Annotated in this window: 16 protein-coding genes; 10 read left to right on the top strand and 6 right to left on the bottom strand. The window is 43.2% G+C overall.

What is annotated here, in order from left to right; genetic code table 11:
- Nucleotides 1-5: 5 nt before the first annotated feature.
- The 4 genes from SHAL_RS08910 (at nt 6) to purB (ending at nt 3,876) form a co-directional block, all read left to right on the top strand.
- Nucleotides 6-458 carry an NUDIX hydrolase gene (locus SHAL_RS08910; protein WP_012276819.1) on the top strand — a complete coding sequence of 151 codons (453 nt, stop codon included), beginning with the start codon at nt 6-8 and terminating at the stop codon, nt 456-458.
- Between the two features lie 279 nt (nt 459-737).
- Nucleotides 738-1,853, top strand: a complete 1,116-nt coding sequence (mnmA, locus tag SHAL_RS08905; protein ID WP_012276818.1) for a tRNA 2-thiouridine(34) synthase MnmA — start codon at nt 738-740, stop codon at nt 1,851-1,853.
- A 3-nt stretch (nt 1,854-1,856) separates the two neighbouring features.
- Complete coding sequence (gene hflD, locus SHAL_RS08900; RefSeq protein ID WP_012276817.1) at nt 1,857-2,474, top strand: high frequency lysogenization protein HflD; 618 nt, start codon at nt 1,857-1,859, stop codon at nt 2,472-2,474.
- 31 nt (nt 2,475-2,505) lie between these two features.
- Entirely contained in the window at nt 2,506-3,876 is a 1,371-nt protein-coding gene (purB, locus tag SHAL_RS08895; protein ID WP_012276816.1) for an adenylosuccinate lyase, read from the top strand.
- A gap of 190 nt (nt 3,877-4,066) precedes the next feature.
- On the opposite strand, the gene SHAL_RS08890 is transcribed toward purB, so the two are convergent.
- The gene (locus SHAL_RS08890) at nt 4,067-4,492 is read right to left on the bottom strand and encodes a DUF4826 family protein (RefSeq protein ID WP_012276815.1); all 426 of its coding nucleotides are present in this window, start codon (nt 4,490-4,492) and stop codon (nt 4,067-4,069) included.
- A 264-nt stretch (nt 4,493-4,756) separates the two neighbouring features.
- Here SHAL_RS08890 and SHAL_RS08885 point away from each other — a divergent pair, with 264 nt between their 5' ends.
- Nucleotides 4,757-5,788: a Glu/Leu/Phe/Val dehydrogenase dimerization domain-containing protein gene (locus SHAL_RS08885; protein ID WP_012276814.1), complete on the top strand. Its 1,032-nt coding sequence runs from the start codon at nt 4,757-4,759 to the stop codon at nt 5,786-5,788.
- A 174-nt stretch (nt 5,789-5,962) separates the two neighbouring features.
- Nucleotides 5,963-6,307 carry a hypothetical protein gene (locus tag SHAL_RS08880; RefSeq protein ID WP_012276813.1) on the top strand — a complete coding sequence of 115 codons (345 nt, stop codon included), beginning with the start codon at nt 5,963-5,965 and terminating at the stop codon, nt 6,305-6,307.
- Nucleotides 6,308-6,366: 59 nt separating this feature from the next.
- On the opposite strand, the gene SHAL_RS08875 is transcribed toward SHAL_RS08880, so the two are convergent.
- From SHAL_RS08875 to ppsA, 5 genes are all read right to left on the bottom strand, one after another.
- Entirely contained in the window at nt 6,367-6,777 is a 411-nt protein-coding gene (locus tag SHAL_RS08875) for a PliI family lysozyme inhibitor of I-type lysozyme (RefSeq protein ID WP_012276812.1), read from the bottom strand.
- 363 nt (nt 6,778-7,140) lie between these two features.
- Nucleotides 7,141-7,554: a MarR family winged helix-turn-helix transcriptional regulator gene (locus tag SHAL_RS08870; protein WP_012276811.1), complete on the bottom strand. Its 414-nt coding sequence runs from the start codon at nt 7,552-7,554 to the stop codon at nt 7,141-7,143.
- A gap of 155 nt (nt 7,555-7,709) precedes the next feature.
- The gene (locus SHAL_RS08865) at nt 7,710-8,153 is read right to left on the bottom strand and encodes a DUF1285 domain-containing protein (RefSeq protein WP_012276810.1); all 444 of its coding nucleotides are present in this window, start codon (nt 8,151-8,153) and stop codon (nt 7,710-7,712) included.
- 156 nt (nt 8,154-8,309) lie between these two features.
- Entirely contained in the window at nt 8,310-11,360 is a 3,051-nt protein-coding gene (gene ydiJ, locus SHAL_RS08860) for a D-2-hydroxyglutarate dehydrogenase YdiJ (RefSeq protein ID WP_012276809.1), read from the bottom strand.
- 151 nt (nt 11,361-11,511) lie between these two features.
- Nucleotides 11,512-13,881 carry a phosphoenolpyruvate synthase gene (gene ppsA / locus SHAL_RS08855; protein ID WP_012276808.1) on the bottom strand — a complete coding sequence of 790 codons (2,370 nt, stop codon included), beginning with the start codon at nt 13,879-13,881 and terminating at the stop codon, nt 11,512-11,514.
- 126 nt (nt 13,882-14,007) lie between these two features.
- On the opposite strand from ppsA, the gene ppsR reads away from it, so the two are divergent.
- The 4 genes from ppsR to SHAL_RS08835 all read left to right on the top strand — a co-directional run bounded on the left by ppsR (nt 14,008) and on the right by SHAL_RS08835 (nt 17,651).
- A complete protein-coding gene (gene ppsR, locus SHAL_RS08850) occupies nt 14,008-14,820 on the top strand; it encodes a posphoenolpyruvate synthetase regulatory kinase/phosphorylase PpsR (protein WP_012276807.1) in 813 nt (270 codons plus the stop codon).
- A gap of 189 nt (nt 14,821-15,009) precedes the next feature.
- A complete protein-coding gene (locus tag SHAL_RS08845; protein WP_012276806.1) occupies nt 15,010-16,071 on the top strand; it encodes a 3-deoxy-7-phosphoheptulonate synthase in 1,062 nt (353 codons plus the stop codon).
- A 269-nt stretch (nt 16,072-16,340) separates the two neighbouring features.
- Nucleotides 16,341-16,763 (top strand): acyl-CoA thioesterase, encoded by a 423-nt coding sequence (locus SHAL_RS08840; RefSeq protein ID WP_012276805.1) that lies wholly within the window; start codon nt 16,341-16,343, stop codon nt 16,761-16,763.
- Nucleotides 16,764-16,991: 228 nt separating this feature from the next.
- Nucleotides 16,992-17,651, top strand: a complete 660-nt coding sequence (locus tag SHAL_RS08835) for a response regulator transcription factor (protein ID WP_012276804.1) — start codon at nt 16,992-16,994, stop codon at nt 17,649-17,651.
- Nucleotides 17,652-17,762: the final 111 nt, after the last annotated feature.

The raw sequence follows: 17,762 nt of genomic DNA, 5'->3' as shown, positions 1-17,762 counted from the left end.
AAGCAATGACTGAGCGCTATAAACCCAATACCACTGTTGCGTGTGTTATCGAAGCGCAGGGGAAATTCCTACTCGTTGAAGAATTGATCGATGGAAAGGTTAAATACAATCAACCAGCTGGTCACTTAGAAGCCCATGAATCAATTATCGATGCCTGTATTCGCGAAGTTAAAGAGGAAACAGGGCTTAGTATCGAACCCCAAGGTTTAGTTGGGATCTATCAATTTACTGCCAGTGAGTCGCTGGCATTTGTTCGCTACACCTTTTACCTAAAACTCAATCAAGTAGTGCGTTCTACACCCGAAGATCCGGCTATCAATGGGTTAAAGTGGTGTTCATTTGATGAAATAACAGCCTTATCGAGCCAACTTAGAAGCCCTCTGGTGATTGAATCAATTAGTGATTACTTGGCGGGTAAAAATTACGATCTTAGCCTTATTAATAATGATTATTTCTAATGATGCATGCGCTCCACGTTTTAAGCTAAAACGACATTAATGCTGTTTTATCTTGTTGAGCTATTCACCTTTTTAATCATCGAGGCTGATTATTCAGCACAGATGAGGTTAAAGCCAAAAAGATAAATACTTGCTAGATAGCCCAGCCTCATAATGCATGATAGAATATGCCCCCGCAGAACGCCGCGGTTTGAACACGGTCACTCGATTGTAAACCCGATTCATCGAGCCACCGATTCGCAGCAATATTCAGTAATCACAAAGGTTTTTTTAAGATTTATGACGTCAATCGAACCCACTCATCTTGGTAAAAAAGTCATCGTCGGCATGTCCGGAGGTGTAGACTCATCAGTTTCAGCCTACCTGTTAATGAAACAGGGTTATCAGGTTGAAGGCCTGTTCATGAAGAACTGGGAAGAAGATGACACGGATGAATATTGCGCTGCAGCTGATGATCTTAAAGATGCACAAGCTGTTTGTGACAAACTAGGCATTAAACTGCACACAGTTAACTTTGCCTCAGAATACTGGGACAACGTGTTCGAGTATTTCTTAGCCGAATACAAAGCTGGCCGCACGCCTAATCCAGATATTATGTGTAATAAAGAGATTAAGTTTAAAGCTTTTCTCGAATTTGCAGATGAGATTTTAGATGCCGATTACATTGCAATGGGCCACTATGTGCGCCGCCGTGACATTGATGGCACCAGCCAGATGTTACGTGGTATTGACGGCAATAAAGATCAAAGCTACTTCCTATACACACTTGGCCACGAGCAAGTTGCTCGCTCATTATTCCCTGTGGGTGAATTAGAAAAAAGCGAAGTGCGTGAGATAGCCAAAGAGATGGGCTTAATTACCCACGATAAAAAAGACAGCACTGGGATCTGTTTTATTGGTGAGCGTAAGTTTACCGATTTCCTACAAACTTTCTTGCCTGCCCAACCTGGTAATATCGAAACCAGCGAAGGTGAAGTCATCGGCACACACCAAGGTTTGATGTATCACACACTAGGTCAGCGCAAAGGCTTAGGTATTGGCGGTCTAAAAAACAGCAACGAAGATCCATGGTACGTGGTTGAAAAAGACCTAGTACGTAACGTGTTAATTGTTGGTCAAGGTGGTAACCACCCTCGCCTAATGTCAAATGGCTTAATCGCTAATCAATTACATTGGGTAGATAGAAAAGGCCCTGCCGACGGTTCAAACATCACCGTTAAAACGCGTTACCGCCAACAAGACGTACCGTGCCGCGTAACCTATGATAGTGACGATATACTACGTGTTATTTTCGATGAGCCTGTTGCCGCAGTAACACCTGGACAATCTGCTGTTTTCTATGACGGCGAAATTTGTCTAGGTGGTGGCATTATTGACGCACTAATAAGAGATTAATCAATGAGTGATCAGCTGTTTGAACGCACTATGGCCTTTGCTGGGATATTACAGGCAGTGGCACAAGTTCAGTATATTGCAAGACACGGTGACTCAGATAAAGACGCGCTAGCAGCCAGCCTGCAATCGGTTTTGGTAACTAACCCAGAAACCACCAGCGACGTGTATGCCGATAAAGTTGCACTGAGGAAAGGCTACGAGCTTATCGTTAGCCAACTCGGTGATGCAAAGCAAAAAGATGTTGAGGTGACTCGCTATTTAGTCGGGATCCTTGCTTTAGAGCGCAAGCTCACTCGCTCTTCTAATGCCATGGGCATGTTGTCTGAGCGTATCAATCAAATTCATCGTCAGCTGAGCCACTTTGAGATCACTGACGAGCAAGTGATTGCTAATTTTGCCGGTATTTATAGCGACATCATTAGTGAGCTTGGCCCCAAGCTCCAGATCTCTGGCAACCCAGAGTTTCTAAAACGTACCCAAACACAACAAAAAATTCGCGCTCTATTACTGTCTGCCATGCGCAGCGCTGTACTATGGCGTCAATTAGGAGGCAAGCGTAGGCATCTTGTCTTCGCAAGAAAAACAATAGTAGACACAGCTATGAAAAGCCTCACCCTATAATATTTAAGTCAAGTTCATCAAGGAGCTTCTAATGGAACTTTCCGCACTAACTGCTATCTCTCCGGTAGACGGTCGTTATGGTAGTAAAACCGCCTCATTAAGAGGGATTTTCAGCGAGTACGGCCTGACCAAATACCGTGTTCAAGTCGAAATTAACTGGCTAAAGCTGCTTTCTAGCTGTCCAGAAATTGAAGAAGTTCCACCTTTTAGCGAAGCAGCATTGGCTTTGCTCGATCAAATTAAAGATAACTTTAGCGAAGCGGATGCCCAGCGCGTAAAAGATATTGAAGCGACCACCAACCATGACGTTAAAGCGGTTGAGTACTTTATTAAAGAACGTATCGCCGATAATGCAGAGCTTGTTGCTATCGACGAGTTCGTACACTTCGCTTGTACCTCAGAAGACATTAACAACCTATCACACGCTTTGATGCTGACTGAAGCACGTGAGCAAGTGGTAGTGCCATATTGCCAGAAAATTGTTGATGCTGTTAAGGCACTAGCAAAAGAACACAAGACTGTTCCATTGATGTCTCGTACACATGGTCAGCCAGCCTCTCCATCTACTCTTGGTAAAGAGATGGCTAACGTTGCCGTACGTTTAGAGCGTCAGCTTACTCAAGTTTCAAATGTTGAAATTATGGGTAAGATCAATGGTGCAGTTGGTAACTACAATGCTCACCTATCAGCCTACCCTGAAGTTGATTGGCATGCGCTATCACAGCGTTTTGTGACAAGCCTTGGCATTAACTGGAACCCATACACGACTCAAATCGAGCCACACGATTACATCGCTGAATTGTTTGATGCACTAGCGCGCTTCAATACTATTTTGATCGATTTCGACCGTGACATTTGGGGCTACATCGCATTAGGTCACTTTAAGCAGCGCACCATTGCCGGTGAAATAGGTTCTTCAACCATGCCGCATAAAGTTAACCCAATCGATTTTGAAAACTCTGAAGGTAACTTAGGCATTGCTAACGCATTAATGCAGCACCTAGCCGCCAAACTACCAGTGTCTCGCTGGCAGCGTGATCTTACTGACTCGACAGTGCTGCGTAATCTAGGTGTGGGTATCGCTCACTCTCTGATCGCTTATCAATCAACATTGAAAGGGATCAGCAAGCTTGAAGTTAACGAAGAGCAACTTCGTAAAGAGCTTGATGGCAACTGGGAAGTACTTGCAGAGCCAGTACAAACGGTCATGCGTCGTTATGGCATCGAAAAGCCATACGAGAAGCTAAAAGAGCTGACTCGCGGTAAGCGCATCGACGGTCAGCAACTTGCTGTGTTTATCGATGGCCTTGAGCTTCCAGATGAAGTGAAAGTTGAGCTTAAGAAGATGACGCCAGCTAACTATATTGGCCGTGCTGAAACTTTTGTTGACGAGTTAAACTAATATCGTTCACTTAATACTTTAGATAGCTCATCCTGCTATTAAAGGTTTAAATAAGGCGTTAAGTTTAGGCTTAACGCCTTATTTTTATCCGCTGTCTTGTCCTGAAATATGTTTACACATTCTAGGGTAAGACACTAACGATCAAAAAAGGCATCGAAATGATGCCTTTTTTGTTTTCTAAGGTTATACCTTATGTACTTGGTCCCCAGATGCTGTCATCGGCTTGCATCTTATAAAGACTCTCAGCACGTGAAACTAAAAGCTGAGCAAACTTTGCTTGAGCAGGATCTTTAGTTAATCCTGAACGCTGAATATTTTCAGCCTTCATCTGCCACATCATCGAGAAGTGACGCACGGCATCACGTGCAGTAGCAGCAACACTAATATCAACATAATCAGAGGGGAGATCACCTGACATCACCCAAAATGTTTGTTTAGTTGGCTTTTTGGAATCGATTTTCCAGATTGCAACAAAAGGTGCTAGATAACGGCTTTCTTCTGGGTGAACTTTATGCGGCATGACGCCTTTTTCTGCCAGAAACTTGTTCGCCTTTTGGAACTGAGTCCTAATCCATTCTTGTCTGAGTTCTTCTTGGTCTACTGCTTGTTCAGCCATTTAAACTTCCTTTCTTATTGTTATTTTTTCGTCTCTACCCTTCAGGCATGCAAAAGTCTGCACAGCTAGAATGTTATAATCAAGCCAATACTTTACGTTAACGTAAAGTGGAAAGCAAAATTGCCAGATAGTTCACAAATAATCCGAATCTTTACTTTGTTGAGAGTATCCCTAAATGCTATCGTTCTGCAATAAATATAACAAGTAGGCTACCCTGTAATTACACAGCGGCGGTCATTCGAAGCTCACAGCGGAGATCAACAAGTGGCAGTTTTTAATCACATCTCTTTCGACGACCATGAACAGGTCGTATTTTGTCATGATAAAGAAAGCGGCTTAAAAGCCATAATCGCCATCCACAATACTAATCTAGGCCCAGCCGTTGGTGGCTGCAGAATGTGGAACTATGAGTCTGATGACGAAGCCATCACTGACGTATTACGCCTATCACGCGGCATGACTTATAAGAATGCATTGGCAGGTTTAGCAATGGGAGGCGGTAAGTCTGTCATCATCGCCGATCCTAAGGTACAAGATAGAGAGGCACTGTTTAGAGCATTCGGTCGTTGCATTCATACCTTAGGTGGTAAATACTTCTCAGCCGAAGATGTGGGCGTATCAACTGCCGACATTATGATTGCCCATCAAGAAACCCCATATATGGCAGGCCTAGAAGGTAAGAGTGGCGATCCATCTCCATATACAGCTTTAGGTACCTATTTAGGAATTAAGGCTGCGGTTAAGCACCAGCTTGGCTTAGACAGTCTAAAAGGGCTAAAGATCTCTGTACAAGGTGTTGGGCACGTTGGTTATTACCTTTGTCGTCACTTGCATGAAGAGGGAGCTGAGCTGATCGTTACCGATATTCACCAAGCTTCATTAGACAGAGTTGCCACTGAGTTCGGTGCTACGGTTGTCGCACCTCAAGATATTTACCATCAAGATGTAGACATCTATGCCCCCTGTGCTTTAGGTGCAACGGTTAATGACATCACGATCCCACTGCTTAAGGCCAAAATTGTTGCTGGCTGTGCCAACAACCAGCTTGCTGAAGTACGTCATGGCGAGATGCTAAAAGAGCTTGGCATCTTATACGCGCCAGATTATGTAATAAACGCTGGCGGGATCATCAACGTTTCTTTCGAGAAAGATTACGATGCAACCGCTGCGACTGCAAAAGTTGAAGAGATCTACAATACCCTACTGACGATTTTCGCTCAGTCTGATGAGCAAAACCGCACCACTGGTGATGTTGCAGACGAAATGGCAAGAGCCATTATTAACGCTGCAAAATAGACAGGCTAACCATAAAAAATACCCAGCTTATATTGCTGGGTATTTTTTTGCCCACAATTGCTAAGCTCAACAAATAGATAACAAACTGAATTAAGCAATCCCCCCAAGTACACTGGAAAAGATGACTTTCCTCTGCTTGAATTAAGGCCTCAGCAATTAGACAGGGGCCGCACCATGGTGACGTTTAAATATGCACTTAACCAAGATAATATCGAGTTACAAGCCAGTAACTGGTCTGGTTTAGAGCAGATGTATATTAATGGTAAGCGCGTCTCGAGTAAGCTCAATTTCGGCCAGCAGAGTGAACATAATCTAGTGCTGAATGATGGCAAGCCGGCTAAATTGCTTTTGTTTCTAGACCCTATGACAGAACAGCTTATCTGTCGTATTTACAAACAAAACAATTTAGTTGCAAGCCTTAAGCAAGGTAAGAAAGAGCTGTATCGCAGCCGCCAACTCACGCAGCAGGGGATATTAGCAGTGGGAATAGTGATCGTATTTCTACTCACCCTAAGTTAACTCTGAATAGCTTTCGATTACACGTAATAAGCTAGCCTAACGATACTCTCTACATGCTACTAGCACAGCGAGATGCTATCACCTTCGATACACACCAGCTGACTCGCTTGGTAATTTCCACTTCCCGCGGTCACAGTGGTAATTGATAACTTTTGTTTATTGCTGCCATTTTCAATCAACATTGCTTTTAGAATGGTTCCATCACGTACAAAACTCACAGCCCCCGCAAAGTCTCCGACGTTAAGATCACGATAGAGCTTTACTGTCACGCTACCTATTGAACGTGGCTCTAAACGGCCCTCTTCCACCACTAAGGTGGCACCGCTAGCAAGGTTTATCGATTGAATATACCCACCAATAGTGTTGGTCTGCGCTATCGGAGCCGATTTTGATGACTTCGGTTTATTGATATTGACTGAGCAAGCACTTAATAGGGATACAGCGCATAGAGTAATAATTAGCGGTTTCATATAGACTCCTTTCGACGATTGCTATCATTATACTCATAGCAGTTAGAGCCTGGCGAGTCGAGTGTGTAAAACCAAAAATTGTATGAAAATAGAAATGCTTTTAATGCGATAAAATCAAATACACTGGAGATTGGTACGAGGTAATTATAGCGTTAGTAAGATACCATCCAATGGGTGATATTTACCACGCGGCGCTTTCACAAAGATATAGGCTATAGTCTTTCTTCATGTACTAAGTGTCGTTCCTTGTGAGTAGTTTTGTTCACCAGCAAGTGTTGGAGTGCTTACGTGTAGCTTGTACAGTGAAATCAACACTCAAATGGTCAATTTGTGTATGGTGCAGTACAGCTTATTTATAATAGATTAATAACGATTGATTTTATTCAGCAGTTTTAAAAATATCTGTCGCTCATCCAAGGCCAAATTATCTAAAAAGGCTTCATTGACTCGCTCAGCCTCTCTAACTAAGTCCTGCTCAAGGGCTTTACCGTTATCGGTGAGGTATATTTGAAAGGCTCGGCGGTTCTCAGCATCCTGATGACGAGTGATCAAGCCTTGTTCTTGTAATTGGTCGAGCAATCGAGTCATAGTGTAATTTGCAACATCACAGCGCTTAGAGAGTGCAGTTTGAGTCACGCCCTCTTCCTGCCATAGTGAAAACAGCACAGGCCATAGCTTAATCTCTAATTGGTATCGTCTAAGACGTTGATCTAATGAGTTTTGTAGATCAACATTCAAATGAGACACCAAGTAACCTAGACTCTCAAATTGATTCAATCAACACCTCCACGGCTGTTTATGCTTCATTTAATCTTATCACTTACACCAAAAGAAACTAGCATTAGTGAACGCTTATTGCGCATATTCATTCAAACAGCTTATAAATCATTATGTTGAAATAAAACAAATCGCTAAGCTTGTTTTAGCTAATTTCAGACTATAAACGCATCAATAAAACGATAATAACAAGCCCGATTTAGCCTTGCTTCAACGCCTCTTTCAAGCGTTAAACTAATGCAATCCTCGTCGACAAAAAACGGTTCAAAGTCTTTAATACTATGCTCGCTATTAATGCTCGTTTTGAGCCAGAAGCCCGCTTCATCATAGGGCTGATAGTCAACAATGATTAACGCTTGCTTAGCAACCGTTACCCGCAGCTTTTCAACAGGCGTGATAAGAAAATATTCACCGTCAACACGGTTTAAAATTGTGGAAAATAGCTTACAAAACTTAACCGGTAATGTTTCACCTCGATAAAACCATTCACCATTTTCATTGATTTCAAATATCGCTTGTTCTGCACATAATGGCGCCCCTTGCGTTAATGAAGAGATTGCATCTATAGCGTCCGTTGAATGAATATCTTTTGGTGTCATGTGTACCTCTTTTCCCTTTTGGATAGTCTAACAATAATCCTTTATCTGCCTAAAACTGATTTCTTTAGTCTTTCTCTATCTTGAGACAACGCTCTGATATCGACTAGCCCTAAAAGTAAAAAACTAGCCAGAGGCTAGTTTTTTACTGGGTGCTAATTAAAGCAAATTAAGTAAAGCTTCAATCGGATGTTTTGGCTTAAAGCCGCTAAAGCGCTTTACTTGGCTTCGACAAGAATAGCCGGAGATTAACACTTGTGATTGTGGCAGCGTGGATAACGTTTGCTCCCATGACATATTATAAAGCGCTTTCGAACGTTCAAGGTTTTCAGCTTCGTGACCATAGGTCCCAGCCATTCCACAGCAGCCTAGGTTAACCGTGCTAAGCTTGGCACCAAAGTGATTAAAAATCCTCTTCCATTCGTTAGCGGTATTTGGTTTGGCCGTTGACTCTGTGCAGTGGCTAAACCAAGTAAACTCTCGCTCGCAAGCTTCAGCTCCTATCAACTCACGAACAGGTTGGTTTTCAAGTACTTCTAGTAACCATTCATTAGCCAGTTTTACGTGAAAATGACCACGTGCCCCACCAAGCACTTCAGCATATTCATCGCGATAGCAAAGTACCAATGCAGGATCTATCCCTACCATAGGCATATTCAGTTTTGCCACTTGATTTAAAAAGTCAGCTGTCGACTTTGCCGTACGGGCAAACTTATCTAAAAAGCCTTTAATATGGATCGGCTTACCATTGGGTTTAAATGGTAGCAGTATCGGTTTTAAGCCTAATTTTTCAATCAACTGCACAAAGTGATAAACCGTACCTGCCTCATAAAAGCTATTAAAAGGGTCTTGTACCACCAGCACATATTGGCTGCGCTCATTGTCCGGAATGTATTGTAGTGCAGCTAAGTCATAACCACGGCTAGCATGGCCTTCGAGGCGCTGCTTTAATGTTGGGACCGACAGCGCTGGTGCATCAACATAACCCAGTGACTTTTTAATCACCCATTTACTTAGGCTATTTTGAGAAACCGCGTTAACCAATCTTGGCGCTGTCGCCATCATAGGCAGTGAATCTTCGATTCCTGCAACCAGATAGTCTTTTACCGGGCGCAGATAGCGCTGGTAATAGATCTCAAAAAACTGTGCTCTAAATTTTGGTACATCAACTTTAACTGGGCACTGACTAGAACAGGCCTTACAAGCCAAACAGCCTTTAAGCGACTCCATGACTTCATGAGAGTAGTCGTACTCTTTATCTATTTTTAATGTGTTCTGCGCTCGTTGTAGCCAGCCTAACGGCTTAGCGCGGGCTATCTCATTAAGATCCACGCCTTCAGCTTCTAATAGGCGTAACCATTCGCGCATTAAACCTGCGCGACCTTTTGGCGATTGCACCCTGTCACCCGTCACCTTAAACGATGGACACATAGGCGAATAAACACTGTAGTTAAAGCACAGACCGTTACCGTTACAGTTCATCACATCAGGAAACGCTTCACGGGTTTTGACCGGGATTTGTCTATCAAAGGCGCCGCGCTTAACGCTATCGACATTATAAATCATCGCCCCGCTGTTTTTAGGCGCCACCAGCTTGCCTGGGTTTAATTTGTTGTTTGGGTCAAATAAGCCCTTAACCTCTTCTAATAAACCATATAGGTGCTCACCAAAGACTGCTGGGCCATATTCACCGCGCACGCCTTTTCCGTGTTCGCCCCACATCAAACCGCCATACTTAAGGGTTAGCTCAGCCACTTGATCAGAAATTGTTTTTAGTAGCTTTTCATCTTGCTCATCGCACATATCTAGCGCAGGACGCACATGCAATACACCCGCATCGACATGACCAAACATGCCATATTGGAGCTGATGACTATCGAGCAGCGCTCTAAACTCTAAAATAAAGTCGGCTAATTTCTCTGGGGGAACCGCTGTATCTTCGGCAAACGCGATGGGCTTACGCGCGCCTTTTGCTGCGCCTAAAAGCCCTACCGCCTTTTTACGCATGGCATAAATAGTATTGATGCTGCTTTTGTCTGATGTAACTTGATAACCGAGCAAACCCGCTTCGCTTTGGTCGATTTGCGCTGTCAACATGGACTCTAAGCTAGCAACTCTGGCTTCAACATCTGCTTGCTCGCCAGCAAACTCCACCATATTAAGGCCATCGATCTCTTTGCCTGGAACATCTTTAATCAGTGCTGACACCGAGTGCCAAATAATGTCCTCTTTGGCAAGGTTAAGCACTTTGGAGTCGACGGTTTCAACGACCGTGGCATTGGCTTTAACTAAAGTTGGTGCATGGCGCAGTGCTGACTCAAAAGAGTCATACTTGATGTTGACCATCATACGACATGTTGGCAGTGGCATAATATTAAGTTTGGCTTCGGTGATCACCGCAAGCGTACCCTCTGAGCCTGTCAAGATCCGCGATAGATCAAAGTGTTCTAATTTGTCATCCCAAACGTTTTTCAGATCGTATCCGGTCAAAAAGCGGTTCAGTTTAGGAAAGCGTTGCTCGATTTGCTCACGATGACCTTTACATGTCTCGGCAATACTGGAGATTAACTTCTGACCTAAAAGATTATCTGTAACAGAAGAAAGATCGGCTAACTGCTCATGACTTAAGGGTTGAGTTTTAAGCTCACTGCCATCAAATAAAATGCTGGTTAAGCCAAGAACATGATCGGAGGTTTTACCATAAACCAAGGAACCCGCTCCCGATGCGTCTGTGTTAATCATCCCACCCAATGTGGCACGATTTGAGGTTGATAAATCTGGACTAAAGAAATAACCATGAGGCAGAAGCGCGTCATTAAGCGCATCTTTAATCACTCCAGCCTGTACTTTGACCCAACCTTCAGACGCATTCACTTCTAGCACTTGGTTCATGTAACGCGACATATCGACAATAATGCCATGAGTTAACGACTGGCCATTAGTACCGGTACCGCCGCCTCTTGCACTAAAGACCACCTTGGCAAACTCATCTTGGTTTGCCAATTTCAGTGCTATCTGCACATCTTGAGCAGTCTTTGGGTAAATAACAGCCTGAGGTAGAAACTGATAAACCGAGTTGTCGGTCGCTTGTGCGAGGCGCGCACTATAGCGAGTATCAATATCGCCCGAAAATACGCCCTCTTCTAATGCTGTTAAAAAAGAAAGATAAATGGGTTCAAGCGTTTGTTGATGCGATAACTTGGGTAACATGGCGGCTTCTATCAATTGTTATTCTTAAGATTATGGGCTCATTATAAACAAAAAAAAGCCGCTAAATAGCGGCTTTTTTCATGTTTTTAACAAAATGTTAAATCGCACAGATTTAACACTTCATTTAGACTATAAGCTTACATGGATAATATTAACCGTGAGCTTCAGCTAGGTATAACCAAGTATCGATAACGGTATCTGGGTTTAGCGATACAGTATCGATGCCTTGCTCAACCAACCAAGCCGCAAAGTCTGGATGGTCTGATGGGCCTTGCCCACAAATACCAACGTATGCGCCCTTAGCTTTTGCCGCTTTAATTGCCATGGAAAGCAAGGCTTTAACTGCGTCATTACGCTCATCAAATAGATGGCTGATGATGCCTGAGTCACGGTCAAGACCAAGAGTTAGCTGCGTTAAGTCGTTTGAGCCGATAGAGAAACCATCGAAGTGCTCAAGGAACTGTTCAGCAAGCAGTGCGTTTGAAGGCAACTCACACATCATGATAACGCGTAAACCATCTTTACCACGCTCAAGACCTTGCTCTTTAAGAAGCTCAATCACCTGCGCTGCTTCGCTCAATGTGCGAACGAATGGGATCATGATTTCAACGTTTTTAAGGCCCATCTCATTACGAACACGCTTAATCGCTTCACACTCTAGTGCAAAACAATCACGGAACGATTCAGAGATATAGCGGCTCGCACCGCGGAAGCCCAACATTGGGTTTTCTTCCTCTGGCTCGTAACGGTCACCACCTACCAAGTTTGCGTATTCATTTGACTTAAAGTCAGACATACGAACAATGACTTTCTTCGGGTGGAAAGCTGAAGCAATTGTTGCAATACCTTCAACTAAACGTGCCACGTAAAATTCAACTGGAGATTCATAACCCGCGATCATCTCGTGGATCTCTTGTTGAAGCTCTGCAGTTTGGTCGTTGAACTCAAGCAATGCTTTAGGGTGAATACCAATCATGCGATTGATGATGAACTCAAGACGTGCAAGACCAACACCTTCGTTAGGTAGACGTGCAAAGTCAAATGCGCGGTCTGGGTTACCCACGTTCATCGTAATCTTCATTGGCAATTCAGGCATTGAATCTACACGTGATGAAATCACTTCAAAGTCTTGTAGACCATTGTAGATAAGGCCTGTGTCACCTTCAGCACAAGAAACGGTAATCTCTTGGCCATTTTTGATACGCTCAGTTACGTCGCCACAACCAACAACAGCAGGAACGCCAAGCTCACGTGCGATAATCGCGGCGTGACAAGTACGGCCACCACGGTTAGTTACAATCGCGCTTGCACGCTTCATGATTGGCTCCCAATCTGGGTCCGTCATGTCGGTAACTAACACATCACCTGGTTGAATTTGATCCATGTCTTCGATTGACTTAAGTACCTTAGCGACACCTTTACCAATCTTGTGACCAATTGCACGGCCTTCACAAACGACGTCACCTTGAGTCTTAAGGTGGTAACGTTCAATTAGCTGTACATCTTCACGAGAACGAACAGTTTCAGGACGAGCCTGTACGATATACAACTTACCGTCGTTACCGTCTTTAGCCCATTCGATGTCCATTGGACGACCGTAGTGCTTCTCGATAGTCATTGCTTGCTTAGCAAGTTCTTGTACTTCAGCATCGTTAATTGAGAATTCACGACGCTTGTCAGCAGCGATATCTTCAATCTTAACTTGCTTACCATGAGATTCATCGTCTGAATACACCATCTGGATAAGCTTGCTACCGATGTTACGGCGTACAACCGCTTTATGTCCTGCAACCAAAGTTGGCTTATGAACATAAAATTCGTCAGGGTTAACCGCACCTTGAACAACCATCTCACCTAGGCCGAATGAAGAAGTAATAAATACCACGTCATTGTTGCCAGACTCAGTGTCCATGGTGAACATAACACCAGAAGCCGCTTTATCTGAACGCACCATGCGCTGAACACCCGCTGATAGTGCGACGCCTTTATGGTCGTAACCTTGGTGAACACGGTATGAAATAGCACGGTCATTAAACAAAGAAGCAAATACATGCTTAGTTGCTTCTAACACGGCTTCATAACCCTTAACGTTTAGGAAAGTTTCTTGTTGACCAGCAAATGATGCATCTGGCATATCTTCTGCTGTTGCTGAAGAGCGAACTGCAAATGATGCGTCATTTGTTTCAGAGCTAAGCTTGTCGTAAGACTCACGTACCGCTTGCTCAAATTCTGGGTGGAACGGGGTATCGATAACCCACTGTCTGATCTGTGCTCCTGCTGTAGCGAGTGCATTCACGTCATCTACATCTAGAGTTTCTAGAATTTCGTATATCTTCTGGTTTAGTCCACTTTGTTCAAGAAATTCATTGAACGCAAAAGATGTTGTCGCAAATCCACCAGGCACTTGAACGCCTGCGTTTGATAGATTGCTAATCATCTCTCCAAGAGAAGCGTTCTTACCGCCTACCTTGTTGACGTCACCCATGCCTAATTCTTGATACCAGAGTACGTATTGCTGCACAGTTCTTATCTCCGCAAGTATATTTTAATGTGGCTCTTCACACGAGAGCAACAGCATCTTACACTCCATGGCAAGAAGCGTAAATGTATAATTTTATTTGTAATTTTATTACTACAAGAGGTCAAAATGTTGCGTAAAGTATTTTATATCTCAGATGGGACAGCGATCACAGCTGAGGTATTCGGCCATGCGGTACTTTCTCAGTTTCCTTTGGAATTTGATGCACTTACAATCCCGTTCGTCGAAACGGAAGCGAAAGCTGAAGCCGTTAAGGCTCAAATAAATGATTGTTTTATTACAACAGGTGAACGACCTCTGGTTTTCCATTCCATCGTGAAACCAGAGATCCGTGATGTCATCTATAGCAGTGAAGGCTTAGATTACGACTTTTTGAACACTTTTGTGGCGCCATTAGAGAAACAACTAGGTATTGCTGCTACTCCTGCAATGCATCGTACTCATGGTAAAGCCAATGAAGGTTATGAAGCACGTATCGATGCTATTAACTACGCTATGGAAAATGATGATGGCCAAACCATGAAACATATGGATAAAGCTGATCTGATATTATTAGGTGTGTCTCGCTGCGGTAAAACCCCGTCGAGCCTCTACCTTTCTATGCAATTTGGTATAAAAGCGGCCAACTATCCATTTACCGAAGATGACATGGATAACTTAAAACTTCCCGACGCCTTAAAACGTAACAAAGGTAAGTTATTTGGACTCACGATTGATCCGGAACGTCTCCATGAAATTCGCCACAGTCGAATGTCTAACAGCCGCTATTCTTCGCTGCGTCAATGCCGTATGGAAGTTAAAGAGGTCGAAATGATGTACCAAAAAGAGCGTATTCCTTTTGTGAACACCACCAATCACTCCGTAGAAGAGATCGCCACTAAAATCTTAGAGATCACCGGATTAAAGCGCCATATGTTCTAATCTCTGTACATATTTATAGGGCCAAAATTAAAGGCTTTTAGAATAAAAGCCTTTAATTAACATCAAATAATTATCGCGATTGTCAAAATTAGCGTCACTTTTAAGGCAATTGCCACTGTGCACAGCCAAACTATTAGTTATAATCCGAAGTAATCAGGCTAAAGCCCATACGAACGCTCGGTATTTTGAATGACCATTAAAACAGACGAACTACGCACCTCCCTTTTATGTAAGGTAATTTCACCTGCACAACTCGCTTCTGAATATCCTTTAACACAAGATGCCGCTGACTACCTAGTCCAGCAACGCAATGAAGTTGAAGCCATTATTAATGGTGAAGACCAACGTTTACTTGTGATTATTGGTCCATGTTCAATCCACGACACAGAAGCCGCGCTCGATTACGCTCAGCGCCTAGCTAAGCTTCACCAGCAATATAAAGATGATTTATGCATCTTAATGCGCGTTTACTTTGAGAAGCCTCGTACCACAGTTGGCTGGAAAGGGCTTATTTCTGACCCAGACCTAGATGGCAGTTTTAGCCCTAATAAAGGCCTACGTAAAGCGCGTCACCTATTGCAACAAATTACAGAACTGAAGTTGCCTATCGCGACTGAGTTTTTAGATATGGTTAACGGTCAGTATATTGCCGACTTGATTACTTGGGGTGCTATTGGTGCTCGTACCACTGAAAGTCAAATTCACCGCGAGATGGCTTCAGCGCTTTCTTGCCCGGTAGGCTTTAAAAATGGTACCGATGGCAATATCGATATTGCAGTTGATGCCGTTCGCGCCGCGCAAGCACCGCACATCTTCTACTCACCAGATAAAGATGGTGCTATGGCTGTTTACCGTACTCATGGTAACCCATTTGGTCACATTATTTTACGTGGTGGTAAAGAGCCAAACTACCATAGCGACGATATTCAAAAAGTAGCGAAACAGCTCAAGAGCGTGGGTGTCACCCAGCGTATGGTTGTCGACTTTAGCCATGGTAACAGCCGCAAGATGCATAAAGAACAGCTTAATGTTGCAGAGTCTATTATGCAGCAGATGGTTAATGGCGAAACCGCTATCGCCGGCATTATGGCTGAAAGCTTTATCGAAGAAGGTAACCAAAAAGTGGTTGCTGGCGAGCAGCTCACATACGGTAAGAGTATTACAGATGCTTGTATCCACTGGGAAGACTCAGAAATCTTACTTCGTGATTTAGCCAAAGCATCACGTGTGAGAATGGAATTGCTAAAATAACAGTAAGGGTAAGACCAGTAATTTAGCTTAACTTAAAGAAAACGTACCCACTCACTAAGTCGGTACGTTTTTTTATTACACTTTTTATCAAGTTCACTATTCTACCGCCTAAAAAAGTTATAACTATATAGCTTTTACTTTCAAACTATTAGCAAATAACTGGTCTCTAAACCACTCTATTTATTCAAGCTAAAGCTCGCCTAATCTGTTATTAAATTACAAAAACAGCTACAATATTGTACTTCAAATGCATAACCATAGGTTGCCGTATGCCTTTATCTCAAACTCCCACGCAATTTCCCGAAGACGTTGCCCTTCGAATCGAACAATCTGAAGCTCGCGTTATCAAAGCAGTGTTCCCCTCTATTACTAATCATCACAATACCTTATTTGGTGGTGAGGCTTTAGCCTGGATGGATGAAACCGCCTTTATCGCTGCAACCCGCTTTTGCCGCAAAACCTTAGTGACGGTGAGCTCTGATAGAATTGATTTTAACAAGCCTATCCCTGCGGGCTCATTAGCCGAAATTATTGCTAGAGTCATTCATGTAGGCAACACCTCAATCAAAGTTGAAGTAAACATTTTTGTTGAGGACATGTATCAAGATCTAAGAGAGCACGCTATTCGTGGCGTATTTACTTTCGTTGCAGTTGATGAACAGAGAAAGCCCACAGCTGTTTGGCCGCTATAAACAGGCAGAAAGAAACTCAGTCAGGGCCTGTTTTTTGGTCCTGTGCTTTTCCGGACCGACTGCGTTCACGTATTAAAGCCATCACATTTTTTGCTTTAGACTTAAGTCTAACTTCAGCAACTATTTTACTAAATAATCCCTTTTCCAAGCTAAAGCCATAGAATCCCCGGTCATTTATCTGTTACATTGAATCATCTTCACGCGCAACCAAAACAACCTTATAAAGCCATGAAGCCTGAAAATTTAAATATTATTATTGCAGATGACCATCCGTTATTTAGAAACGCACTGAGACAAGCTTTGTCGTCTGAGTTTAAAAATACACAATGGTTTGAAGCAGATAGTGCCGACGCACTACAAGCCCTACTCGAGAGCAGTGACATTGAATATGATGTGGTGTTATTAGATCTGCAGATGCCTGGTTCCCATGGCTACTCAACGCTGATCCACCTAAGAACGCATTTTCAGGAGTTACCCGTTGTGGTGATCTCCGCTCATGAAGATAACCTCACAATAAGCCGCGCTATTCATTATGGTAGCTCTGGGTTTATTCCAAAATCTTCTTCTATGGAAACCTTAGCCGAAGCATTAGAAGCGGTACTATTTGGTGATATTTGGTTGCCTCAAGGCGTTGAGCTTCAAGAGATCAATGAAGATGAAACGAATCAAATGGCCAGTAAGTTAGCCGATCTCACTCCCCAGCAATATAAAGTGCTGCAGATGTTTGCAGAAGGCTTACTCAATAAACAAATTGCCTATGACCTCGGCGTGTCAGAAGCCACCATTAAGGCACATGCTACAGCGATATTTAGAAAGCTTGGTGTAAGAAATCGTACTCAAGCTGTCATTTCCTTACAGCAACTCGAGATGGATAAAGTCGACATTTAACGAGTCGATATCCTAGTATGTATCGCGACTAATAAAAATTCCGCTAACGAGTAATCGAAGCGGATTTTTATTATTCTCTGCCTTGCTAATTTCGAAGCGCACAAAGTGCAA

The organism is Shewanella halifaxensis HAW-EB4 (genome assembly GCF_000019185.1).
Taxonomy (GTDB): Bacteria; Pseudomonadota; Gammaproteobacteria; order Enterobacterales; family Shewanellaceae; genus Shewanella; species Shewanella halifaxensis.
Note: the sequence above shows the minus strand (reverse complement) of the source record. Positions and strands in the feature narration are given on the sequence as shown.